This is a genomic window from Actinoplanes sp. NPDC089786, from assembly GCF_040684855.1.
GTDB lineage: Bacteria > Actinomycetota > Actinomycetes > Mycobacteriales > Micromonosporaceae > Actinoplanes.
The window spans coordinates 175,196-198,563 of sequence record NZ_JBFBGU010000019.1 but is presented as its reverse complement, the minus strand read 5'-3'; the positions used below and the strand labels follow the sequence as shown (position 1 = coordinate 198,563).

At 71.6% G+C, this 23,368-nt stretch carries 21 protein-coding genes and 1 pseudogene; 15 read left to right on the top strand and 7 right to left on the bottom strand.

All coding sequences use genetic code 11. The features are described 5' to 3' along the window. Positions 1-183: 183 nt before the first annotated feature. Positions 184-2,553 (top strand): excinuclease ABC subunit UvrA, encoded by a 2,370-nt coding sequence (locus tag AB0O15_RS36920; protein ID WP_364328905.1) that lies wholly within the window; start codon positions 184-186, stop codon positions 2,551-2,553. On the opposite strand, the gene AB0O15_RS36915 is transcribed toward AB0O15_RS36920, so the two are convergent. Then, complete coding sequence (locus AB0O15_RS36915) at positions 2,534-3,709, bottom strand: hypothetical protein (RefSeq protein ID WP_364328902.1); 1,176 nt, start codon at positions 3,707-3,709, stop codon at positions 2,534-2,536. The genes AB0O15_RS36920 and AB0O15_RS36915 overlap by 20 nt on opposite strands. Next, positions 3,706-4,224 (bottom strand): SigE family RNA polymerase sigma factor, encoded by a 519-nt coding sequence (locus AB0O15_RS36910; protein WP_364328899.1) that lies wholly within the window; start codon positions 4,222-4,224, stop codon positions 3,706-3,708. Before AB0O15_RS36910 ends, AB0O15_RS36915 begins: the two co-directional genes overlap by 4 nt. A 62-nt stretch (positions 4,225-4,286) precedes the next feature. On the opposite strand from AB0O15_RS36910, the gene AB0O15_RS36905 reads away from it, so the two are divergent. From AB0O15_RS36905 to AB0O15_RS36890, 4 genes are all read left to right on the top strand, one after another. Next, positions 4,287-5,111: a type II CAAX endopeptidase family protein gene (locus tag AB0O15_RS36905; RefSeq protein WP_364328896.1), complete on the top strand. Its 825-nt coding sequence runs from the start codon at positions 4,287-4,289 to the stop codon at positions 5,109-5,111. Continuing rightward, complete coding sequence (locus AB0O15_RS36900; protein WP_364328893.1) at positions 5,108-6,148, top strand: hypothetical protein; 1,041 nt, start codon at positions 5,108-5,110, stop codon at positions 6,146-6,148. Before AB0O15_RS36905 ends, AB0O15_RS36900 begins: the two co-directional genes overlap by 4 nt. A 49-nt stretch (positions 6,149-6,197) precedes the next feature. Beyond that, complete coding sequence (locus tag AB0O15_RS36895; RefSeq protein ID WP_364328890.1) at positions 6,198-7,568, top strand: FAD-binding oxidoreductase; 1,371 nt, start codon at positions 6,198-6,200, stop codon at positions 7,566-7,568. Between the two features lie 83 nt (positions 7,569-7,651). After that, positions 7,652-8,683, top strand: coding sequence for a ThiF family adenylyltransferase (locus AB0O15_RS36890; protein WP_364328887.1), 1,032 nt, complete (start codon positions 7,652-7,654; stop codon positions 8,681-8,683). Between the two features lie 13 nt (positions 8,684-8,696). Here the strand turns inward: AB0O15_RS36890 and AB0O15_RS36885 are convergent, their stop codons facing one another. Together AB0O15_RS36885 and AB0O15_RS36880 are read right to left on the bottom strand one after the other, a co-directional pair. Beyond that, the gene (locus tag AB0O15_RS36885; RefSeq protein WP_364328884.1) at positions 8,697-9,710 is read right to left on the bottom strand and encodes an acetamidase/formamidase family protein; all 1,014 of its coding nucleotides are present in this window, start codon (positions 9,708-9,710) and stop codon (positions 8,697-8,699) included. Continuing rightward, positions 9,707-9,952: pseudogene (locus AB0O15_RS36880) on the bottom strand (amino acid permease); the annotation flags it as partial. The gene AB0O15_RS36885 and the pseudogene AB0O15_RS36880, both read right to left, overlap by 4 nt. A 20-nt stretch (positions 9,953-9,972) precedes the next feature. Here AB0O15_RS36880 and AB0O15_RS36875 point away from each other — a divergent pair. The 9 genes from AB0O15_RS36875 (at position 9,973) to AB0O15_RS36835 (ending at position 17,062) form a co-directional block, all read left to right on the top strand. Then, a complete protein-coding gene (locus tag AB0O15_RS36875; RefSeq protein ID WP_364328914.1) occupies positions 9,973-10,290 on the top strand; it encodes a MarR family winged helix-turn-helix transcriptional regulator in 318 nt (105 codons plus the stop codon). A 78-nt stretch (positions 10,291-10,368) separates the two neighbouring features. Further along, a complete protein-coding gene (locus AB0O15_RS36870) occupies positions 10,369-10,617 on the top strand; it encodes a hypothetical protein (RefSeq protein WP_364328882.1) in 249 nt (82 codons plus the stop codon). An 86-nt stretch (positions 10,618-10,703) separates the two neighbouring features. Further along, positions 10,704-11,330: a hypothetical protein gene (locus tag AB0O15_RS36865; protein WP_364328879.1), complete on the top strand. Its 627-nt coding sequence runs from the start codon at positions 10,704-10,706 to the stop codon at positions 11,328-11,330. A gap of 130 nt (positions 11,331-11,460) precedes the next feature. Continuing rightward, entirely contained in the window at positions 11,461-12,306 is an 846-nt protein-coding gene (locus AB0O15_RS36860) for a trypsin-like peptidase domain-containing protein (RefSeq protein WP_364328876.1), read from the top strand. 16 nt (positions 12,307-12,322) lie between these two features. Next, entirely contained in the window at positions 12,323-13,303 is a 981-nt protein-coding gene (locus AB0O15_RS36855; protein ID WP_364328911.1) for an AAA family ATPase, read from the top strand. 91 nt (positions 13,304-13,394) lie between these two features. Then, positions 13,395-14,279 (top strand): DUF58 domain-containing protein, encoded by an 885-nt coding sequence (locus AB0O15_RS36850; RefSeq protein ID WP_364328873.1) that lies wholly within the window; start codon positions 13,395-13,397, stop codon positions 14,277-14,279. Beyond that, positions 14,276-15,229 carry a VWA domain-containing protein gene (locus AB0O15_RS36845; RefSeq protein WP_364328870.1) on the top strand — a complete coding sequence of 318 codons (954 nt, stop codon included), beginning with the start codon at positions 14,276-14,278 and terminating at the stop codon, positions 15,227-15,229. The genes AB0O15_RS36850 and AB0O15_RS36845 overlap by 4 nt, the downstream gene beginning before the upstream one ends. Beyond that, positions 15,229-16,317 (top strand): VWA domain-containing protein, encoded by a 1,089-nt coding sequence (locus tag AB0O15_RS36840; RefSeq protein ID WP_364328868.1) that lies wholly within the window; start codon positions 15,229-15,231, stop codon positions 16,315-16,317. Before AB0O15_RS36845 ends, AB0O15_RS36840 begins: the two co-directional genes overlap by 1 nt. Positions 16,318-16,321: 4 nt before the next feature. Next, complete coding sequence (locus AB0O15_RS36835; protein ID WP_364328865.1) at positions 16,322-17,062, top strand: hypothetical protein; 741 nt, start codon at positions 16,322-16,324, stop codon at positions 17,060-17,062. Position 17,063: 1 nt separating this feature from the next. Here the strand turns inward: AB0O15_RS36835 and AB0O15_RS36830 are convergent, their stop codons facing one another. From AB0O15_RS36830 to AB0O15_RS36820, 3 genes are all read right to left on the bottom strand, one after another. Next, the gene (locus AB0O15_RS36830) at positions 17,064-19,784 is read right to left on the bottom strand and encodes a M36 family metallopeptidase (RefSeq protein ID WP_364328862.1); all 2,721 of its coding nucleotides are present in this window, start codon (positions 19,782-19,784) and stop codon (positions 17,064-17,066) included. 63 nt (positions 19,785-19,847) lie between these two features. Then, entirely contained in the window at positions 19,848-21,008 is a 1,161-nt protein-coding gene (locus tag AB0O15_RS36825) for a serine hydrolase domain-containing protein (protein WP_364328859.1), read from the bottom strand. A 111-nt stretch (positions 21,009-21,119) separates the two neighbouring features. Next, entirely contained in the window at positions 21,120-22,466 is a 1,347-nt protein-coding gene (locus tag AB0O15_RS36820) for a hypothetical protein (protein ID WP_364328856.1), read from the bottom strand. Between the two features lie 175 nt (positions 22,467-22,641). Between AB0O15_RS36820 and AB0O15_RS36815 the strand changes: the two genes are divergently transcribed. Next, positions 22,642-23,271 (top strand): response regulator transcription factor, encoded by a 630-nt coding sequence (locus AB0O15_RS36815; protein WP_364328853.1) that lies wholly within the window; start codon positions 22,642-22,644, stop codon positions 23,269-23,271. Positions 23,272-23,368: the final 97 nt, after the last annotated feature.

Genomic DNA, 23,368 nt, shown 5'->3' with positions numbered 1-23,368 from the left:
CCCCACAACAACAACCTCGACCACACGGGGGTCCCCCACCCACAACACAACCACGGCGACGTGGCGCCGGTTTTACACCCCCCCCCCCCCCCCCAGCCCTGGTCGGGTCATGAAACACGGCCTAGGCCGGACTGATCAGGAATCGAGAAACACTCCCCGCCCAGCGCCTCTACCATTGCCGCCATGACCAGGGTGCATGCGGCCGACAGCCATGATCTGATCCGCGTTCACGGTGCGCGCGTGAACAACCTCCGAGACGTCAGCGTCGAGATCCCGAAGCGCCGGCTGACCGTCTTCACCGGCGTGTCCGGCTCGGGCAAGAGCTCCCTGGTGTTCGGCACGATCGCCGCCGACTCGCAGCGGCAGATCAACGAGACCTACAGCGCCTTCGTCCAGGGCTTCATGCCGACGCTGGCCCGGCCCGACGTGGACGTGCTCGACGGGCTGACCACCGCGATCCTCGTCGACCAGCAGCGGATGGGCTCCGACCCCCGCTCGACGGTCGGCACCGCCACCGACGCCAACGCGATGCTCCGCATCCTGTTCAGCCGGCTCGGTAAGCCGCACATCGGCTCGGCCCAGGCGTTCTCGTTCAACGTCGCGTCGATCTCCGGCGCCGGCGCGGTCACCATCAACAAGGGTGGCCAGCAGACCAAGGAGCGGCGCAGCTTCAGCATCACCGGCGGTATGTGCGCGCGCTGCGAGGGGCGCGGGTCGGTCAACGACTTCGACCTCACCGAGCTGTACGACGAGAGCAAGTCGCTGAACGAGGGCGCGCTGATCATCCCGGGCTACAGCATGGAGGGCTGGTTCGGCCGGATCTTCCGGGGCAGCGGCTTCTTCGACCCGGACAAGCCGATCAAGAAGTACACCAAGCGCGAGCTCAACGACCTGCTCTACAAGGAACCGACCAAGATCAAGGTGGAGGGCATCAACCTGACCTACACCGGCATCATCCCGGCCATCCAGAAGTCGATGCTGTCCAAGGACGTCGACGCGATGCAGCCGCACATCCGCGCCTTCGTCGAGCGGGTGATCACCTTCGACACCTGCCCGGAGTGCCACGGGACCCGGCTCAGTGAGCTGGCCCGGTCGTCGAAGATCAACGGGAAGAGCATCGCGGACTGTTGCGCCATGCAGATCAGCGACCTGGCCGGCTGGGTCCGCGGGGTGAAGGACAAGTCGGTCGCGCCGCTGCTGGCCAAGCTCCAGCACAGCCTCGACTCGTTCGTCGACATCGGTCTCGGCTACCTCAGCCTGGAACGGCCGGCCGGCACGCTCTCCGGCGGCGAGGCGCAGCGGGTGAAGATGATCCGCCACCTCGGCTCGTCGCTCACCGACGTCACGTACGTCTTCGACGAGCCCACCATCGGCCTGCACCCGCACGACATCCAGCGGATGAACGAGTTGCTGCTCCAGCTGCGGGACAAGGGCAACACCGTCCTGGTGGTGGAGCACAAGCCCGAGACCATCGCGATCGCCGACCGGGTGGTCGACCTCGGGCCGGGCGCGGGTACGGCGGGCGGCACGATCTGCTACGAGGGCACGCTGGCCGGCCTGCGCAAGAGCGACACGGTCACCGGCCGGCACCTGGACGACCGGGCCACGCTCAAGGATGAGGTACGCAAGCCCGACGGCGCCATGGAGATCCGTGGGGCGAACACCCACAACCTCCAGAACGTCGACGTGGATGTGCCGACCGGCGTGCTCGTCGTGGTCACCGGCGTGGCCGGATCGGGCAAGAGCTCGCTGATCCACCACACGCTGTCGAAACGGGACGGTGTCATCTCGGTCGACCAGGCCCCGATCCGCGGGTCGCGGCGGAGCAACCCGGCCACGTACACCGGCCTGCTGGAACCGATCCGCAAGGCCTTCGCCAAGGCCAACGGCGTGAAGCCGGCCCTGTTCAGCGCCAACTCCGAGGGCGCCTGCCCGGCCTGCAACGGCGCCGGCGTCATCTACACCGACCTGGCGATGATGGCCGGGGTGGCCACCACCTGCGAGGAGTGCGAGGGCAAGCGGTTCCAGGCCGAGGTGCTCGAGTACACGTTCGGCGGCAAGGACATCAACGAGGTGCTGACCATGCCGGTCACCGAGGCGAAGGAGTTCTTCGCCGCCGGTGACGCGGCCACGCCCGCCGCGCACAAGATCCTCACCCACCTGGACGAGGTCGGGCTCGGCTATCTGCGCATCGGTCAGCCGCTGACCACCCTGTCCGGCGGCGAGCGTCAGCGCCTCAAGCTGGCCACGCACATGGGGGACAAGGGCGGGGTGTACGTGCTCGACGAGCCGACCACCGGCCTGCACCTGGCCGACGTGGCCAACCTGCTGGCCCTGCTCGACCGCCTGGTCGAGTCGGGCAAGTCGGTCATCGTCATCGAGCACCACCAGGCCGTGATGGCCCACGCCGACTGGATCATCGACCTGGGCCCGGGCGCCGGCCACGACGGCGGGCGGGTCGTCTTCGAGGGCACGCCCGCCGACCTGGTGGCTGACCGGTCGACCCTGACCGGTCAGCACCTGGCCGAGTACGTCAGCGGCAGGTCCAGGTGACCGGCTGGTTGTCGGGCTCGCCGGTGTCCGGGTTCTGGGTCTGGTAGTCGTTCAGGATCCCGACGATCAGACCGTTGTCGGCGATGTCCGAGGGCGCGGTGAAGTCGCCGGTCGGGTCGGTGAGCCCGACCGGACCGGTGTCCTTCACCAGCACGTCCTGGGACACCACCCAGCCGTGCCCGTTGATGCCGTTCGCCGGGAACGGCAGCCTCAGGTCCTCCAGGTGACCGGTCTTCCGGTTCCACCGGACGGCCGCGCCGGCCGGTGCGATGCGGGCGGTCACCCAGTCGCCGCGGGCGGTGAAGATCTCCACGTTCCGGCCGTCCGGGGCGGTCAGCTTCGTCGCGGCGCCGCTCAGGGTCCAGGTGTAGGCGGTGACCTTGGTCCGGTCCAGCGACACCACCTGGCCGATCAGCGTGCCGTCGTCGGTGAACGCCCGGACCTCGGCCCCGGTCTCCAGCGGCAGCTTCGTCGCGGTGGTCGAGCCCGCCCGCCAGACCAGGACGCCGGTGTCGCCGGTGGCCACGACGTCGCCCGGGGCGTTGACGAAGGCGTACGAGAAATCCCAGCTCCCGGCCGGGTTCCGGAGCTTCTGGGGCTGCCCGCCGACCCACCGCCACACGGTGTCGTTCACGGTGTCACCGGCCAGGCCGACCACCACCCCGCCGGCGTTGACGCCGGTCAGCCGGATCGAGCGGTGCGGCGCCGGCAGGGTCTTGACCTTCCCGTCGGTCCACAGCACCGGCTGGGCGTCCTGGGACCGGTCGGCGGAGTCCGGATCCGACTTCGGGCCGGGCTTCCCGCTCACGTTGACGCCGATGATGTACCGCCCGGTCGGGTCCACCCCCCTCGCGCTCAGGTTCTTCATGGCCCGGGGGACGGGCAGCTTGGTCAGCGTGCAGTCGCCGGACGGCGGCGGGCCGGCCGTCGCCGACTGGTTCGGGGTCGGTGTCGCGTGCTGCGTACCCCTCGATCCGAAAACCACCGACGGGAGAGCGACCAGCGCACCCATCACCAGCACCGTCCCGGCCGCGACCTGGACGGTCCGGCGCCGGTCGGCCCGGCGTCCCGCGGCCAGCACGTTCCCCACGTCCAGCCGGGACGGTGGCACGTCCACCGTGCCCAGCCGATCCCGCAACTGCTGCTCCAGCGTCACGCCCGTCCTCCCGTCTCCAGCTGTTGCTTGTCGTTCAGGACCGAGCGCAGCGAGGCGAGGCCCCGCGAGCACTGGCTCTTCACGTTGCCCACCGAGCAGTCGAGGGCGGCCGCGGTGGCCTCGACCGACAGATCGTCGAAGTAGCGCAGCACGATCACCGCCCGCTGCCCCTTCGGCAGCGTCCGCAGCGCGGCCATCAGCTCGTCCCGCTCGCCGAGCTTGTGGTCGGCGGCGACCACGGTCACCGTCTCGGCCGGCAGGTCGCCGAGCCGGACCCGTGACCAGCGCAGCCGCCGGTCGTCGAGGTAGCGCCGCACCAGGATCCGGTGCGTGTACCCGTCGAGGTTGTCGGCGCGCGCCGCCTTCTTCCAGTTCACATAGAGCGCGGTCAGCGTGGCCTGCACGATGTCGTCGGCCCGGTGCCCGTCCCCGCACAGCAGATAGGCCGTGCGGTGCAGCCGCGCCAGCCGCCCCCGTACGAATTCCACATATTCGCTCTCCAGCTCAGGGCGCATCCCACTCCCTCCGGTGAACTCCGTCATCCTGTATGTCGGGGCCGCGATCGGGAAGGTTGCACATGCGATATCGGGACGTTGGAGTCTTCCTGGGGATCGCCTTCGGGCTGACCTGGTTGCTCTGGGTGGTCGAGCAGGTCACCGGCGTGCAGATCCTGTTCTTCGCCGCGATGATGTCGGTCGCGGTCGCGACCTTCGTCGCGGCGCGATGGGTGTGGCGGCCCTCCGACCTTCCGCGGGCCACGTCGTTGGTCCCGGTCCGTCCCCTTCCGCGTACGCTCCGCTGGTGCGCGCTCGCCGCCGGCCTCTTCCTGGTCATGGGCGCCCTGGCCCTCGCACTGAACCACGTCACCGGCGTCTACCCGGCCGACCTCGGCCACCTCGACTGGACCAGGGGACTCGGCCCGGCGCTCGTCCAGTTCGTCCTGATCCTGCCCCTGGCCTTCTGCGAGGAGTGGGGCTGGCGCGGCTACCTGCTCAACCGCCTCCGCGAGGGGCTGGGCACCTGGCCGGCCCTGATCGTCATCGGCGTCATCGGCGGACTCTGGCACCTGCCGTTCTACGTGCGGCCGTGGTTCGCGATGAGTCCCGACGCGCGCGCTTCGTTCGTACCCTTCGTGATCTTCGTGGTGCTCTTCGGTGTGGTGCTCGGCCTGCTGCGCCTGGCCTCCGGCTCGATCTGGCCGGCCGTGGTCGCGCACGCGGTCAACAACACGATCGTCTTCGGCTACCTCGACGTCCTGGTGAGCCCGGGCGTCGAGATCAACCCGTGGGTGGCCGCCCTGAGCGGCTGGCAGGGCTGGCTGATCCTGATCGCCGCGGCCGCCGTGCTGACCATGGCCGGGCCCTTGCGCATTCATCGACGAATGGCGATAAATAAGGGGTGATCCTTCATGGACTCCTCGCGCTTCTGCTCGCTGTTCCGGCGCCGCTCGCGCCGCCGACCGGGGCCGGCGGCTTCACCAGCCTCTTCGAGGCCCGGAACGACTGGACCTGGAGCGGCGGTGACCAGGTCACCAGCTTCAGGGCGGGCAACGGGCTGACCTACTGGTCGTTCGGCGACACCGTGATCGGTGAGGAAGACCCGGCGACCGGCGCCTACAAGCCGGGCTGGCGGATGATCTCGAACACGATCCTGGTCGACCGGAACGGCTCGTTCGGCGCGACCACCTGGGAGGCCGCCGTGCCGGACGCGGCCGACGGCGACCGGTACTGGACGCAGGGCATGTTCCAGGTCGGCGGCTCGCTCTACGTGCTCTGCCAGCGGGTCCGCAACACCAGCGACTTCTTCCAGCTGCGCGGCGTCGAGCTGGCCAAGTTCGCGTTCAACGCCGACGGCTCGCTGGCCTTCCAGGGCATGCGGAACACGCCGTCGACCGGCCTGATCGACGGCGACTCGGCGGCCACCGCCCAGTACGGCGCGGACGGGATCGTGACCGGGGGCTACGTGTACGTCTTCGGGTACGCGAACGCGCCCGGTGACCCGTACGCCCCGCATCGCAGTTATCTGGCCCGGGTGCCCACCGGCTCGGTCGAGACGCCGGGCGCCTGGCGGTTCCGGGACGCGTCCGGCGCCTGGGTGACCGACCGGGCCCAGGCGGCGCCGATCCTGTCCGCGCAGATCTCCAGCGTCCGCCTGATCAACGGCCGGTGGGTGCTCACCTACAAGCCCTGGAACGGCTGGGGCGACACGGTCTTCGTCGAGTCCCGGCCGACACCCTGGGCTGCCCCCACCGGCACGACCACGATCAGCTCGCCGGCCGGGTCCAACTATCAGACGTACGCGCCGCAGCTCCACCCCGAATACCCGCTGAGCTCGGGGAAACTGCTGGTCAGCATCGCCTGGAACGGTAAGACGCTGAACGACATCGCGGGCGACGCCGACCTCTACAAGCCGCGCTTCCACGAGGTCACCGTGCCCTGAGTCGGATTCCGGACTTGAACGCGGCGCCCGGGCCCGCGTCTGTCCGGGCGTGCAGATCAACGACCTGAGAAGTCAGCTCACCGGCCCGGTCTTCGTGCCCGGCGATCCCGGCTACGACGAGGAACGCGCCACGTTCAACCTGAACACCCCGCTCACCCCGGCCGTCGTGGCCGCCGCCGCGTCGCCGGGCGACGTCCAGCTCGCGGTGCGCTTCGCGGCGGCGAACGGCCTGGCCGTGGCGGTCCGGGGCGGCGGACATCTCCAGCCGCGCGCCGGCGAGGGCCAGCTGCTGCTGACGCTCGACCGGATGACGTCGGTCCATGTCGACGCGGAACGGGCCGTTGCCCGCGTCACCGGCTCGCCGCGCTGGCAGGAGGTGCTCGCCGCGGCCGGCCCGCACGGCCTCGCCCCGATGAACGGCTCGTCGCCGACCGTCGGCGTGGTCGGCTACCTGCTCGGTGGCGGCGTGAGCCCGGTGCTCTCCCGGCCCCACGGGTACGCGTCCGACCAGATCACCTCGATCGACGTGGTCACCGCGGACGGGCGGCTCCGCACCGCGACGCCCACCGACGAGACCGACCTGTTCTTCGCGCTGCGCGGCTCGCGTGGCAACCTCGGTGTGGTCACCGCGGTCGAGTTCCGGCTGCTGCCGGTCCGCACGGTCTACGCCGGCGGTCTGTGGTTCGCCGGCGAGCGGGTGGCCGAGGTGCTGCCGGCCTGGCGGGACTTCGCGGCGACGCTGCCGGACGCCGCGACCACCTCGGTCGCCGTCCAGCGGCTCCCCGACCTGCCGGACCTGCCGGAGCCGTTGCGCGGCGCGTTCGTGGTCCACGTCCGCTACTCCTATGTGGGGCCGGCCGGGGAGGGCGAGCGGCTGCTGGCCCCGATGCGGGCGCTCGGCGCCACCGTCCTCGACACGGTCGCCGAGGTTCCGTACACCGGCTCGGCCATGATCCACCACGACCCGCCGCTGCCGCTGCCGTACTTCGACCGCAGCCTGGGCCTGCGCGAGCTGCCCGACGCCGCGCTGGCGGTGCTGACCGGGATCGCCGGCCCCCGCTCGGACTGCCCGCTCACCAGCATCGAGATCCGAGCCTTGGGCGGCGCCCTCGACCGGGCGCCCGAGACCCCGGACGCGGTGCCCTCCCGCGGCCTGCCGTTCCAGCTCTTCGCGCTCGGGATCGCCGGACCGGACGCGGCCGCCCCGATGCACGGTCACCTGGCCGGCGTGATCACCGGGATGACGCCGTGGGCCCACCCCCGCCGGATGGTCAACTTCGTCTCGCCCGAGGAGGCGCTCACCCCGGGGGAGTTGCGCGACGTCTACGGCGCCGAGCTGTACGACCGGATCGTCGCGGTCAAGGAGAAGCACGACCCGGACAACCTGTTCCGGATCAACCACAACATCGTCCGGAATTAGCGCCTGTCGCTCGTCGGACAGTCGTCCGTCGTGAAGGGCTCTAGCCTCTTCCCCCGTGTGACCGGCACGGGGGAGGAGCACGGATGACCTGGCGGCCGATCCGCTACGAGGGGCGGCGACCGGACCTGCCCGGCGACGTCCACGACACGCTGCTCGATCAACTTCGTGAGCTGATCGCGATCCGCCACCCGGGCGAGCGGCTCACCGAGGCCGAGTCGGACCGCCGGGTCGCCGAGCACCTCGACGGCCGGAACCCGGCGCGGTACGGCACGTGGGTGTACTACCCGTGGAGCCGGCGTCTGGTGCATCTGCTGCCGCGGGACGAGTTCCGCGAGGTGCGGGCCGACCGCAACCGCGGCAAGATCACGCCCGACGAGCAGCGACGGCTGGCCGGCGCCCGGATCGGCGTGGTCGGCCTGTCGGTGGGCAACATGGCCGCGGTCACGCTGGCGCTCGAGGGCGTAGGCGGCTCGTTCCGGCTGGCCGACCATGATCGGCTGAGCCTGTCCAACCTGAACCGCCTGCGCGGCGGGGTCGCCGACCTGGGTGTCGAGAAGACCGTGCTGGCCGCCCGGGAACTGGCCGGGATCGACCCGTGGCTCGAGCTCGACCTGCACCGGGACGGGCTCCGGGCGGGCCGGGTCGACGAGTTCCTGTCGGGGCTCGACCTGGTCGTCGAGGAGTGTGACGACCTGGCCGCGAAGGTCCTCGTCCGGGAACGGGCCCGGGCCCTGGGCATTCCGGTGATCATGGAGACCAACGACCGCGGCCTGCTCGACGTGGAACGCTTCGACCTCGAACCGGACCGCCCGATCCTGCACGGCCTGATCGGCGCGACCCGGGCCGAGGATCTGGCCGGCCTGACCGCCCAGGAGAAGGTGCCGTTCATCCTGTCCATCGTGGACGAGAAGCGGATCAGCGCCCGGATGGCCGCGTCACTGACCGAGGTCGGCGTGACCCTGAGCGGCTGGCCGCAGCTGGCCTCCGGGGTGGCGCTGGGCGCGGCGCTCGTCACCGACACGGCCCGGCGCATCCTGCTGGGCGAGCACACCGAGTCGGGCCGCTACTACGTCGACCTCGCTTCCCTCGTGGCCGACGGCCGGGGCGCGCCCTGAGAAGAGCGCCGCCCTACCGGGCCGCCAGGTAGCCGGCCGCGGTGGCGCGGAGGCGGCCGTGCACGCCCTCGTAGGCGAGCGCCGGGCCCAGGTAGCGCTTGTCCACGCGGGCCAGCATCGTGTAGTTCGGGTCGCAGACGTTGCCGACCGGCGCCTGGCCGGCCTGGCTGATCAGCTGGTAGGCGTCCAGCTGGTCCAGGCCGAGCAGACCGGCCGACCAGGTGACCAGGTCGTGCTGGCTCATCCGGTAGGCGTCCTCCAGCGGCCGCGCCGACCCGACCGACATCAGCGCGGCGTCCGTCTCGAGCCGGGGCGTCGGCGTGCCGGCCCCCTTGACCAGGTCGAGGATGACGACCGTGTGCATGGCCGCCTCCACGCCCGTGCCGCACACCTCGCCGTCGCCCTGGCGGCAGTGGCCGTCGCCGAGGGCGAAGAGGGCGCCGGGCACGTTCACCCCGAAGTACGCGGTGACCCCGGCCCGAAGCTCCGGCGTGTCCATGTTGCCGCCGTGCACGTCCGGCACGATCGTCATCCGGCTCTCGAAGGCGCCGGGCGCGACTCCGGCCGTACCGTGCATGGGGTCGAGGGGGAGATCGACGCTGAAGTCGCCCCGCCGGGCCTGATAACGCACCGTGCCCGCGCTGACGTCGACGTCGTAACGCCAGACCAGCTCGTCGAGCGGTGGGTGCAGCGTGGCCGTCGTGTGCGTGCCGGTCAGGGCCCCGAAGTGCGGGAAGGTCGACGACACGGCCCAGTCGCGGGCCGGCGTGATCGACACGAAGTGCACGGCGAGGGTGTCGCCGGGCTCCGCGCCTTCGACGAAGAACGGGCCGGTGACCGGGTTCAGGTAGGGGAACTCGCACACCCGCGACGGCAGATCGTCGACCGTCCGGACCCGGCCGCCGAAGCAGTCCTCGGTGTACAGCTCGAGGATCGTGCCCGGCCGGACGCGCCGCACCGGTTCCCGGCCGCCGAAGGTGTAGGCCAGGTCGGCGGGATCGGGGCGGTAGCTGACGACGTCGGTCATTCGACCTCCTGGGCCGCGAGTCCGGACAGCGCCGGTCGGCGCCCGGTCAGGTAGAACACGATCAGCACGATGACACCGACGCCCAGCCACGCGAATCCGAGGACCTGCGCGGCCACCTTGGCGTTGATCACCACGTACAGCAGGATCAAGAACCCGATCACGGGTACGACGAGATGCTTCAGCCAGTCCCGGCTGCCCCGCCGCACCACGTAGTGCACCACCACCGCCACGTGCAGGGCCAGGAGGTGGTCCAGCGCCGGGCATCCTGCGTGCCCTCTCCGACGGCCACGGCCACTCGATGACCGATCTGGCCGAGGCCGTCCTGATGGCTCATCCGACCCTGACCAAGGCCGTTGGCCGCCTCGTCGACGACGCCGTGGTCTATCGTCGCCAGGACACCACCGATCGCCGCCGGGTCGCCGTCTACCTCTCCGACCTGGGCCGCGACCTGGTCGCCCGGCTCGACCGCCGCGCGGCCGGCCATCACGCCGAGGTGGCCGCCGCGTTCGGGGCCGAGCGGACCGACAACCTGATGCGTGAGCTCGAGGCGCTGGCCGCTGCTTGTAAGAACCGGGACTAATTTCCCCATTCCCCCACATAAGCCACAAATGGGGCATACGTTGAGTTCACCGAACCGGTAACTCACGAGGGGAACCTGATGAAGAGCCTCAAGTCCGTCCTGGCCATCGCCGGCGTCACCACCGCCGCCGTCTTCGCCTTCGCGTCGCCCGCGATGGCCGGTGGTGACGACGACAACATCTACCAGGGCAGCGACGACAGCTACGGCTTCCTGACCGGCAACAACATCGCCGTCCCGATCACCAACCAGCTCAACGTGCTGTGCGGCGTCGGCCTCGGTGTCTTCGGCTACGGCGAGGGCAACGGCGGCTGCAGCAACAAGTCCTGATCAACGCCTCCGCGTGACTGCGGCCCCGCTCTCCAGCAGAAGGAGCGGGGCCGCATTCGATCATGGTTGTGCCCGATACTGCGTGCATGACCGATTCGCCGACCAAATGGCACGGCCGGCCCTGGTGGCAGTTCGTCGGCGTGCTGGTCGCCGCGGCCGCCCTCCTGGTGGCGGTGCTCCAACTGCTGTCCACGCCGGACGACAAACCGCCCTCCGCCGCCGCTCCTCAGCCGGTGCCCACCACCCCCGCGCCGGCCACCCCGGCTCCCGCGGCGACGTCCTCCGTTCCGGCCGTCAGCGCGCCGGCCGCGGCCGAGGGTTCGGTCCGCTGGCAGAACTCGATCTCCTTCCGCGAGGAGTTCGACACCCAGACCGACCTGGACCAGGCGCCACCGCGCACGACCACGGTCGACGAGGAGGGCGACATCGCGGCCGGCGGCCTCAGCGGGATCGAGACGGCCAAGGGGCCGGTCTCCGACTACGACCAGAGCGGCCGGATCGCCGAGTGGACCGGGAACCGCCGGCCCGACTTCGCCGACTGCAAGGAGCGGGCGCTGGCCGGTGGCGGGAAAGAGGTCAAGGACGTCCGCAAGGGCACCGTGCTGTGTGTGCTGACCGACAAGGGCAACATCGCCCGCCTCACCATCACCCAGGTGATCAAGTTTGACGGCTACGAGGCCGACACGGTGGTGTGGAACGCGAACGCTGGGTGACCGGGCGATGGTGGAAGCGTCAACTTTCCTGGGTAAAGGCTGACAACCTGGCAGAAGCCGGACCGCCTCCGGGTCAACTTTGAGGAAACGCTCCTACAGTCGTTGGTATGCGGGCTTCGGCGGGCGCGTCGTGATCACCGACCTGGGTGTCGTCGGTGAAGACCCGGCGGCGCCCGCGTCCCCGCCCGAGCCGCGTCCCCGGCGTTCCGGGCTCCGGCGCCGGATCCTGATCGGCGCCGTCGTGGTGTGGGCCGTGGCCATCACCGCCGTGGTCCTGTTCCGTGGCGACGGCGACGATCCTCAGGCCGTACCCCCCGCTCCCGCTCCTTCGCCCTCGGCCTCGGACGCGCCGCTCGGCGTGGCCGACGTCTACCAGACCCTGCTGCCCTCGGTGGTGCGCATCGAGGCGAGCGGCGAGGGCCGGGCCAACGACGAGTCGGCGATCGGCACCGGCGTGATCGTCAACGCCGACGGCACCATCCTCACCGCGCGACACGTGGTGGCCGGCGCCGACGCGATCACCGTGCGGTACGCCGACGGCGGCAGCGCCGCCGCGGCCATCGCGAGCGAGGACCCCAAGCAGGACATCGCCACCCTGCGGCCCCAGAAGCTGCCCGAGACCGTGGTGCCGGCCGCGCTCGGCGGCGGCGTCCAGGTCGGCGACGACGTGGTGGCGATCGGCAACCCGCTCGGCCTGACCGCCAGCACCACCGACGGCGTGGTGTCCGGGCTCGACCGGGCGGCCAAGGGCGAAGCCGGCGCCATGACCGGGCTCATCCAGTTCGACGCGGCGGTCAACCCGGGCAGCTCCGGCGGGCCGCTGATCAACGACCAGGCCCAGGTCGTCGGGATCGTCGTGTCGCTGGCCAACCCGACCGACGCCGGCACCTTCATCGGCATCGGGTTCGCCGTGCCGATCGGCGCGGCGCTCGGCGGGGGCGACGGGAACGGAGACGGCCGTGGACCACCTCTATAGCAAGAAGGACGTGCGGATGACACCGAACGAGGCGGCCGGTCCCGTCGAGAAGGTCCTCTACGAGGTCAAGAAGACCATCGTGGGGCAAGATGTGCTGCTCGAGCGGCTGCTCGTCGCGCTGCTGTCCCGCGGCCACATCCTGGTCGAGGGGGTGCCCGGCCTGGCCAAGACGCTGGCCGTGAAGTCGCTGGCCGCCGCGATCGGCGGCGACTTCCACCGGGTGCAGTTCACCCCCGACCTGGTGCCCGCCGACATCCTCGGCACCCGGGTCTACCACCAGCCGACCGGCGAGTTCCAGGTGTCGCTCGGCCCGGTCTTCACCAACCTGCTGCTCGCCGACGAGATCAACCGCGCGCCGGCCAAGGTGCAGAGCGCGCTGCTCGAGGTGATGCAGGAGCGGCAGGTCACCATCGGCCGCGAGACCCACAAGGTGCCCAACCCGTTCCTGGTCATGGCCACCGAGAACCCGATCGAGTCGGAGGGCACCTATCCGCTGCCCGAGGCGCAGGTCGACCGCTTCATGATGAAGGTGCTGGTCGGCTACCCGAGCGTGACCGAGGAGTTCGTCGTGGTCGAGCGCTCGCTGGCGCCGGCCGCGGTGATCCAGCGGATCATCGACCCGGAGACCCTGGCCGGGCTCCAGCTTCAGGCCGATCAGGTGTACGTCGACCCGTCGCTGATCGAGTACGCGGTGAACCTCGCCCACGCCAGCCGCGAACCCGCCCGGGTCGGCCTCACCGACCTGGGCCGCTACATCGAGTACGGCGCCAGCCCGCGCTCGTCGATCAACCTGGTGCTGGCCGGCCGGGCCCTGGCCTTCCTCCGCGGCCGCGAGTACGTGGTGCCCGACGACCTCTCCGACCTGGCCCTCGACGTCATGCGCCACCGCCTGGTCCTGTCCTACGAGGCGCTCTCGGACGACGTGACGCCCGACGACATCCTGTCCAAGATCCTGGCCGGCACACCCGTGCCGGAGCCCGCGGGCCGGGGCCGCTGACCATGGCTGAGTTGCTTCTGTCATGCCCTTCTGGCCCTCGCCTGCGGCGCCGTCCGCAGCCGCCGGGCTCTGCCGCTCGGTGCAGGCGGTCATGACGTCAGCCCCCGACCGGTTGCTGAGGCGGCTCGAGTGGAAACTCGGGCGGCGCCTCGACGGGCGTCTCCAGGGCGCCTACCGGACGGTGTGGCACGGCACCGGGATCGACTTCACCGACCTGCGCCTCTACGCCCTCGAGGACGACGTCCGGCACATCGACTGGAACGTGACCGCGCGCCTCGACGAACCGTTCGTCCGGCAGTACACCGAGGACCGCGAGCTGACCGCGTGGCTGGTCGTCGACCGGTCGGCGTCGATGCGGGCCGGCGGCGCCAAGGGCAAGGAGCCGGTGGCCACGGACCTGGCCGTGAGCCTGGCCCGGCTGGTCGCCCAGGGCGGCAACCGGGTCGGCGCGGTGCTCTTCGACAACCACTCGCACCAGGTCATCCCGCCCCGCACCGGCCGGAACCAGATCCTGCGGATCGCGGGCGAGCTCCTCCGTACCCCCGCGAAGTCGGATTTCGGGAAGACCACCGACCTGGGCGCCATGTTGCGGCTGGCCGCCGCCACCGCCTCCCGCCGCAGCCTGGTCTTCGTGCTGTCCGACTTCCTGGCCGAGCCGGGCTGGGAACGGCCGATGACCATGCTGACGCACAAGCACGAGGTGGTCGTGGTGCGGCTGGTCGACCCGGCCGAGCTCGACCTGCCCGACCTCGGCGTGATCCTGGTCGAAGACGCCGAGACCGGCGAGCAGCTGATGGTCGACACGAGCGACCCGCTGCTGCGCGCCCGGCTGACCGCGCAGGTGGACGCGCGCGAGGGCGAGCTGGGCGACGCGATGCGCCGGGCCGGCGTCGAACCACACCGGATCACCACCGATCAGGATCTGCTGACCGCGCTGGTCGGCATGGTGCGGCACTCCGGGCGGAGGCGGCGATGACGGTCGTCTACCCGCTGCTGCTCGCCGTCGCGGTGGTCGTCACGGTGGCCGCGGTGGCCGGCTACGTCGCCCTCCAACGTCGGCGGGCGGCCGCGCTGGCCGCGGCCGGGTTCGGGTCGCTCGCCGGGGGCCGGCTGCGGCGCCATCTTCCGTACGCCCTGCTGCTGGCCGCCCTGCCGGTGCTGCTCGTCGGCCTGGCCCGCCCCGAGGCCGAGCTCAGCGTGCCGCGGGTGGCCGGCACCGTGATGCTCGCCTTCGACGCCTCGAACAGCATGAAGGCCGACGACGTGACACCGACCCGGCTCGCGGCCGCGCAGCAGGCGGCGGCCCGGTTCGTCGAGGACCAACCGGACACCGTGGACATCGGCGTGCTCGCCTTCGGCGACCAGGCCCTGGTCACCCAGGCGCCGACCGACGACCACACCGCCGCCATCGCCGCCATCAACCGGGTCAGCACCGGCGGCGGCACCTCGCTCGGCCAGGCCATCCTGGTCGCGCTGGGCACCATCACCGGCCGGCCGATCTCGGCCGACGCCACCGCCGGATCGCTCGGCTACTGGCCCTCGGCGACGATCGTGATGTTCTCCGACGGGCAGCAGACCGGCGGACCCGACGTCGAGGCGGCGGCCGAGCTGGCCGCGGCGGCCGGGGTGCGGGTGCAGACCGTCGGCATCGGCACCGACCGGGGCACCACCGTCGAGGTGGACGGCTACCAGCTCGGTACCGCGCTGGACGAGTCGGTGCTGACCGCGGTCGCCCAGACCACCGGCGGCGCGTACCACCGGGCCGGCGACCCGGCCGCGCTGGCCGGCGCGGCCGACTCCATCGACCTGCGCCTCACCACCAAGAAGGAGCCGGTCGAGCTGACCGCCTGGGCCGCGGCGGGGGCCCTGCTCCTGCTGATGGCCGGGGCCCTGCTCGGGCTCCGCTGGCACGGGAGGATCGTCTGATGTCCTTCGCCTGGCCGCCGGCCCTCCTGGCGGTGCTGGCCGTGCCGCTGCTGTTCCTGGCCCGCTGGTGGTTCAACCGGCGCCGCAAGCGCACCGCGATCACCGTCTCCAGCGTCGCGCTGATCCGCGCCGCCCTGCCCGGCCGCAGCTCCTGGAAACGACGCATCCCGGTCGCGCTGTTCGTGGCTGGCCTGGTCGCGCTGTCCGGGGCCGTGGCCCGCCCCGAGGCCACCATCGCGGTGCCGTCCAACGACACCTCGATCCTGCTCGCCATCGACGTCTCGTCGTCGATGTGCAGCTCCGACGTGCAGCCCAACCGGCTGACCGCGGCCAGCAAGGCGGCACACGACTTCGTCGAGAACTCCGACCGCAACACCCGGATCGGGCTGGTCACCTTCTCGGGCATCTCCGGGCTGATGGTGCCGCCGACCACCGACAAGGACAAGCTGCTCGAAGCCATCGACACCCTCAAGACGGCCCGGGGTACGGCCATCGGCCAGGCCATCCTCACCTCGATCGACGCCATTGCCGAGTCGAACCCCCAGGTCGCGCGGACCGGTGTCGACCTCGGCGAGCCCGACCCGAACCAGGACCCGACGGCGTTCCAGCCGGACACCATCGTGGTGCTCACCGACGGCTCCAACACCACCGGGGTCGACCCGGTCACCGCGGCCGAGCAGGCGGCCGCCCGCCGGCTGCGGGTGTTCACGATCGGCTTCGGCACCACCGAGCCGGCCCCGATGGTCTGCACCGCCGACCAGATCGGACCCGGCCCGCAGTTCGGCCGCCCCGGCAGCGCCTTCGGCGGCGGCGGCTTCCGCGGCGGCCGGCGGGCCCTCGACATCGACGAGGACGCGCTGACCAAGGTGGCCGACCTGACCGGCGGGCGCTACTTCCGGGCTCAGGACGCGGGCCAGCTCACCGACGTGCTCGGCGACCTGCCGCAGGAGATCGGCCTGCACAAGCAGAAGACCGAGCTCACCGTGTTCTTCGTCCTGGCCGCCGTCCTGCTGGCCTTCACCGGCGTCGGCCTGTCCCTGTGGTGGAACCGCGCGCCGGCCCGGCCTCGCCCGGCCCCGCTACCGTGACCGTGTGGTCACCGCGGCGACGCTGATTTTCTGTCTGGGCGCCCTCCTGTCGGCCGGCGCCGGCATCTTCCTGCTGATCAACCTGGGTGACCGCCGGGAGGCGCGCACCTTGAGCCGGGTGCGCCCGACGGCCATCGGCGAGCTGGCCGGCCCCGGCCGGGTGGCGGTCGAGGGCGTCACCGAGCACGGCCCGGCCGGCCCGGTCGTCGGCCCGCTCTCCGGCGAGGAGTGCGTCTGGTATCGGGTCCGGCTCGAGCGCGAGCCCAGCCGGGCCGACGACAGCGGCCACGACCTGCTGCTCGACACCATGTCGCCGGGCCGGCCCGCGCTGGCCGACGGGACCGGGCGGCTGCCGGTCGACCCGCGGCTGGTGTATCGGCCGGACCGCGCCGAGGCGGCTCCGACGATCGAGACGACGGTGGCCCACCGGCGGTCGGCCGCGGTGACGTTGCCTCCGGTCGTACCCCGGGAAGTGATCGACGGTCTGGGCCGGAACGAGGTCCTGCGCCTCACCGAGATCCGCCTCCCGCGAGGCCGCGAGGTCTTCGCCCTGGGCCGGCTGACCCCGGACGGCCTCGCGCCGAACCGCATCGGCCTGAGCGTCTTCACCACCACCCGCCACGCCGACGTGCTCGCCGCCCGGCGCGAGGACGTCGCGCTGGGCGGCAAGCTGGTCATCGGCGCCGCCGCGATCGGCCTGCTTCTGGCCGCCGGCTCGACGTCGCTGCTCTACGCGCTGGGGTGAGTCAGGGCGCGGTGAACGCCTCGAACTCGGCCAGGGTGATGGTGCCGCGCTGGGCGCTGGTGGTGGCGCAGTCGGTGGCGGCGCGCGGGTCGTTGTCCTGTTCGCCGGCGTAGAACGGCGTGCCGGTGCATTGGCTGGTCAGGGTGCGCAAGCGCAGGTGGGTGGCCGGGGTCGGGGGAATGGCGAAGGACTTCAGGGTGAGCTGGGGCGCCTTCGGGCGGAACCGCGCGGCGGGGAAGGCGTCGTCGGGGCTCCGGTAGATCGGCTGGAAGCCGTTGTCGGTCGCGCAGTCGGCGCCCGTTGTCGCGTCGCAGGCCAGGATCTCGAACGATCGCACCGCGGTGAACGTCGCGCCGACCGCGCTGAGCTGGAGGCGTGCGATCAGGTGGGACTCCGTCCCGGGCAGGTCGACGGTCGCGATCCGGCCGGCGGCGCCCCCGGTCGCGGTCCAGACGGTTCGCTCGTTGTCGTCGGTGAGCAGCTGGGGCTGGCTGCCGTGGGGCGACGTGACCGTGGCGCCGGCGGCGGTCGAGGCCAGGTTCGGGCCCAGCGCCGGGTCGAGGGTGACGTCGCCGCCGACCGTGCTCGTGAAGCGGGCGTGCCCCAGGCCCGGGCCCGCGGCCAGGAAGCGGTACTCGCCGGGAACCATGCTGACCGTGTCGGGCAGGGCGGTGGCCGGGTCGGTGTCGGCGACCGGCACCGCGCCGTACTCGTAGTCGCCGACGTAGAGCTTGGCCGGGCGGTCGGTCGCGGGGCGGAACGTCACCCGCGCGTTGCCGCCCAGCGGGGACCGGAAGCTCGGGGCCGGGTCGACGTCGTTCGGGCCGCTGACCGCGTCGGCGCCGAGGCCGCGCGAGGCGAACACCGTCCAGAGCAGATCCTCGTCGGCGCCGCCGAAGCGGAGCCGGTCGGCGGCGATCAGGTTGTCCCGCATGTCCACCATGCTTGGGTCGCCGTTGGCCTGGAGCAGGAACGAGTCGAGCACCAGCTGGATCCAGCGGCGGTTGCCGGGGCACTCCTCGACCGGGGTGGTCCCGGCCGCGCAGCTCTCCTGCGACGCGCGGTCGCCGGCGCCGTACCGGTCGATCATGGCCTGGCGGATGGCGGCGTTGGTGGCGCTCCAGATCTCGCCGACCGGGTGCGGGTTGGTGCTGGGGTCGTAGCCGATCTGGGAGAAGTTCAGCGGGCTGTCGCTCATGTCGTAGTTGCGGACCCCGCTGACCGGCTCGTCGCTCAGGTAGCCGCCGATCACGAACGGGGAGTTGCCGGGCGGGGTGAGGCCGTGCTCGTACAGGAACTCCATCGCGATCAGGTCGGACCAGCTCTCGCCCATCGCGTTGCCCTGGCTGGAGTTGAGGCGGGTGTCCGGGCCGGCGATCATGCGGTTCGAGATCGTGTGCGCGTACTCGTGGGCGATGAACGTCATGTCGAAGGCCGAGTCCACGCACGGCGCGTAGATGGCGCCCGCGGTCGGCTGGAAGAGGAAGAGGTTGGTGACCGGCTGCACGCCGTCCGGCGGGGAGGTCTGGTTGGCGTTGTTGCGGGTGGTCACCGTGGCCGCGCCCTGCTGGGCGTTGCCGCGTTCGGGGTCGCCGCCCAGGCCGCCGGGCCGGGTGTTGACCCGCTGCAGGTTCCAGGTGGCCTCGGTGAAGCCCAGGTGGTAGGCCCAGTCGTGCAGGCGGTTGTGCATCGCGAACAGGTTGGCGGTGGCCGCGTCGGCGTCGATCCGCTCGGGGGAGGTCAGGGCGGCCGGGTCACACCGGGACTCCGCCCACTGGTTGGTGAACGGGTAGTCGTACTCGCGGTCGGCGCGTTCCGGCGCGTACGTCTCGGGGGTGCCGTTGCCCCAGGCCCGTACGGTCTCCGCGCTGTTGCCCCGGGAGGTCAGGGTGGGCTGCCCGGTCGCCGGGTCGGCGTCCCAGTGCGAGCCGGTCGCCGGGTCCTGGACGACCCGGTCGCAGCCCGCCGCGGCGACCGTGCACCAGAGTTCTGACCGGGCCGGTGAGCCGACCGGGAACACCTTCCAGTGCGGATCGTCGTCGGCGAAGTCGACCAGGTTCTCGCGCACCAGCACGCGGCCGTCGATCGCGTCCACATACGTGGTGTACGCCAGCGGCCGCTCGTCATCGGCGGAGATGATCACCGTCTGGTAGGCGGCCCGGGCCGCCGCGCCCGGCATCGGCATGGCCACCAGCCGGACCCGGTGGCTCGCGAGCCGATCGCGCGGGATGCCGGCGTCGGCCAGCGCGGCCGTCAGGGCCTGGTCGGCGGTCAGCCGGGCGGGCGCCGGCGCCTCGGCCCGCGGGCTCAGCGAGGACGTCACCCGGAGCACGTCACCGTCGCGCACCGCGACCGCGGCGAGCCCCTCGTGCGCCGCCGGCAACGACCCGAAGCGCTGCCGGAGCAGGACCACCGTGCCGCCGCCGATCGGGGACCGGGCGATCGTGTCGAGCTCGCCGACGCCGCCGAACAGCGCCGCGTTCCCGGTCAGGTACTGCCGGGCCGCCTGGTCGGGGTCCTTGGACAGCCCGGTCGCCAGCGGACCGTCCGGGCGGAACAGGGCCACCGGCGCGCGTTTCCCGGCGGCCGGCGGCCGGTTGTCGACATACGCGTAGGCGTCGCCGGTCACCCCGGCCGGCGCCGCGACGACGGCCGGCGCACCGCCGAGAACCATCGTCGCGGCCAGCAGCCCCGCTCCGTACACCCGAGTTCGTCTGCGCATGGACCCTCCACCCTCCGCGAAACTTGAAGGTGCAAATATACATGCATCTATGGAAATGATCGATCAGTGGCAGAGGACCTCGTCGATCAGGCCGAACGAGCGGGCGTCCACGGCGCCGGAGTCGGCCAGGCCGGTGGTGCGGTAGAGGACGACGACCTTGTGGCCGTCGGGGGTGACGCCGTTGACCATGCTGGTGCCCGGCACGTCGCCGGGGTGCCCCCAGTAGCCGCCGCAGTCGGTGGGGACGTGGAAGATGCCCAGGCCGTACCGCAAGCCGGGCATCTCGTTCTGGAACGTCTCGGCCAGCACGGTGTGATGCATGGCCGTCATCTCCCGCGGCCGCAGCAGGTCGCCGCGCTGGAGCGCCTGCCAGAACCGGGCGATGTCGGCCGTGGTGCTGACCATCCCGCCGGCCGGACCGGCGGCGGTGGTGTTGAGCCGGGTCGTGTCGACCAGCGGTCCTCGCGGCGCGAACTGGTGGTAGGTGTGGGCCGACGGTCGCGGGATGCCCGGGTCGTCGCCGGGGTAGGACGTGTCACGCAGCCCGAGCGGGCGCAGGACGCGGGCGGCGACCTGGTCGTCCCAGGACCTCCCGGTGACCCGCTCGATGATCATCCCGGCCAGGACGTAGTTGGTGTTCGAGTACGACCAGTGGGCGCCCGGCTCGAACAACGGCTCGTGCCGGGTGGCGATCGAGACCAGCTCGCGCGGCTCGTAGTGCTGGAAGCGGCCGGCCCGGAACCCCTCGGCCGACGCGAGCTGGGGCAGGTCGTCGGTGTAGTTGTAGATGCCGCTGGTGTGCTGGAGGAGCTGGCGCACGGTCACGCCGCGGCCCTCGTTGCCGCTCCCGCGCAGCACGCCGGGCAGCAGCCGGTCGACCTGGTCGTCGAGCGCGAGCTTGCCCTCGCCGACCAGCTGGAGCACGACCACGGCGACGAAGGTCTTGGTGTCGCTGCCGATCCGGAAGCGCCCGTCGTCCATCATGGCCTTCCGGGTACGCACGTCAGCCACGCCCCCGCTGACGACCACATCCCGGCGCCCGTCGCGGACCTGAGCCTGAACGCCCGTCACGCCCAGCGCCCGCAGATCGCCCACCGCGTCGCGCAGCTCGGCCCGATCGCGATCGTCAGTGCCGGCCCAGGCGGCGGCCGGCGCGGCCACGGCCAGACCCGTCGCCACGGTGGCGGCGACGCCCCGGACCATCCAGCGCTTGTTCTCGAACATGAGAATCCCCTCGTGCTCCGACGGTTCAGTCCTTCAAACCGTACGAAGACGAGGGGTCTCGAAGAATCCGGTCAGCATCCCGGCCGGTGGTGGTGCTGGCCCCACCCCGGCTCAGTTCGGCGTGGTCGCCGCCGCGGCCGTGCCACCACCGGAGCGGACCTTGTTGGTGCCCGTCGCGAACATCAGCGTCCGGCACTGACCGGCGGTCGCGCCGACGATCGGCGTGCCCGGCTTCTGGCAGACCGTCCGCAGCGTGAGGTTCTTCTCGGCCGGCACCTCGAACGGGGTGACGAAGTGGTAGTCGAGGTCGCGGAAGTTGGCCAGCGACAAGGTCAGGATGGCGCGGCCGTTGACCAGGACGTCGACCCGGCCCTCGTCGCCCTGCGGGTTCTGCAGCACCAGGTCGGTGAGGACCAGCGTGGTGCGCTTGCCGACGGTGTGCGAGTCGGTCCGGGCGGTGTTGCTCGCGGCCTGGGTGGTCTGCAGGTTGATCGTGGTCGGCGCGAGCCGGGTGGTGACCGCCTCACCGTCGCCCGGCTTCTTCACGGCGCCGCCGTTGGCGCCGCCGTTCGCCACCACCTGCTCGGTGGTGTCGGCCTTGGTCTTGGCGTCGTCCGCCTTCTTGCCGGCGCTGTCGGCCTTGGCCGCGACCTCCTTCAGCGGCTGGGCCACGGCCTCCTCGGCCGCCGACTTCACGGCCGGGCGCAGCAGCAGGAACCAGGCGCCGGCGGCCAGCACGGCCAGGGCGAGCAGCCCGAACGCCAGCATGCGCGCGCCCCGCGGGATCAGGGCGGTCTGCACCGCGCCGGCATCGAGCATGATCGGCGGCTCGGCCGGGAGCGGCGGCTCGGTCAGCGCGCTCGCCGCCACCTCGACCTGGAACGGGTGGGTGACCGGCTCGCCCTGCCAGAGCCGGCGCCGGTGCCGGGCGATCACCTTGACGAACTCGGTCGAGCCGGGCTGGATGGTGATCCGCTCGGGCCGGGACCGCAGCTTCAGCTGGTCGTCCGGGTCGATCCCGGTGATCGTGGCCAGGATCGGCACGTTGCCCCGGTTGTCGACGGCGACCTCGTGCTTGCCGTTGCGCCGGGCGCTCGACGTACGCGGGGTGATCTCGGCCGAGGTCTCGGTGAACCCGCCGACGGTGATGAAGCCCTCGGGCGCGACCGAGTCGCCGGGACGCTCGGCCGGCAGCACCCGCACCGCGAACGGGATCTCCCCGGGGCGGACCCGGAACGAGCGAGGTGGCTGAAATCTGACAGTCACGTTCTGCTCGGTGCCCGGGTAGACGCTCAGCTCCGGAGGGTCGAGGACCGTCCACTGTGCGACCTCGCCGACCACTTCGAAGCGGTACGCCTCCACCACATCGGAGTTGTTGCGCACCGTCAACGCGCAGGTCAGCTCGTTGCCTGGCAGAATTTCGAGCGGAGTCTGCTCCAGCACCGCGTACGTGGTCATGCGCCAGACCGTAGAGGGTTTCCGGGCGGAGGGGACCGGACGCTCGGCTACCCCATCGGGCAGAACGTGAGGGCCGTTGAGTCCACGTTGAGTGGACGATGAATCACGAAGCCCAAAATCGGCTCTGTTGTTCTACCCAGGCGTTCCGGGCTTCAAACCAGCGGGGAGCAGATAAGTGGTCACCACCAGAATTCCGGTCTACCTCTACGCCGACGACCCGATCTCGCACGCCGGCATCGCCGGTCAGCTGCGGCCCCGGCCCGAGGTCAGGGTCGTCGCCGCCGATGAGCTCGCCGAGGCCGAGGTGGCCATTGTGGTCACCGACGCGGTCACCGACGAGACCGTGCGGATGTTGCGCAGCCTTCGCGCCGAGGGACTGCAGAACCTGGTGGTGGTCTCCACCCAGCTCAACGACGCCGACCTGCTCGCCGTGGTGGAGATCGGCGTGGCCGGGCTGGTCCGCCGGTCCGAGGCTACCGCAGACCGGCTGGTCGCGGTCGTGACGAGCGCCGCCTCCGGCGACGGCGCGGTGCCGCCCGACCTCCTGGGCCGGCTGCTCACCCAGGTGAGCCGGGTGCAGCGACAGGTGCTGGCGCCGCGCGGGCTGACCTTCACCGGGCTGGCCGAGCGCGAGATCCTGGTGCTGCGCCTGGTCGCCGACGGCTTCGACACCGCCGAGATCGCCGGCAAGCTCTCCTACTCGCAGCGGACGGTCAAGAACGTGCTGCACGACATCACCAGCCGCCTGCATCTGCGCAACCGGGCCCACGCGGTGGCCTACGCCCTGCGACACGGCCTCATCTAAGAGGCAAGGACAAGACCTTAACGTCACGGCCGAGCGAAACGAGGTCGTGACGTTGCCCGGTGGGGCATCCGCAGATGCCCTAAGGGCTGTCCGGTCC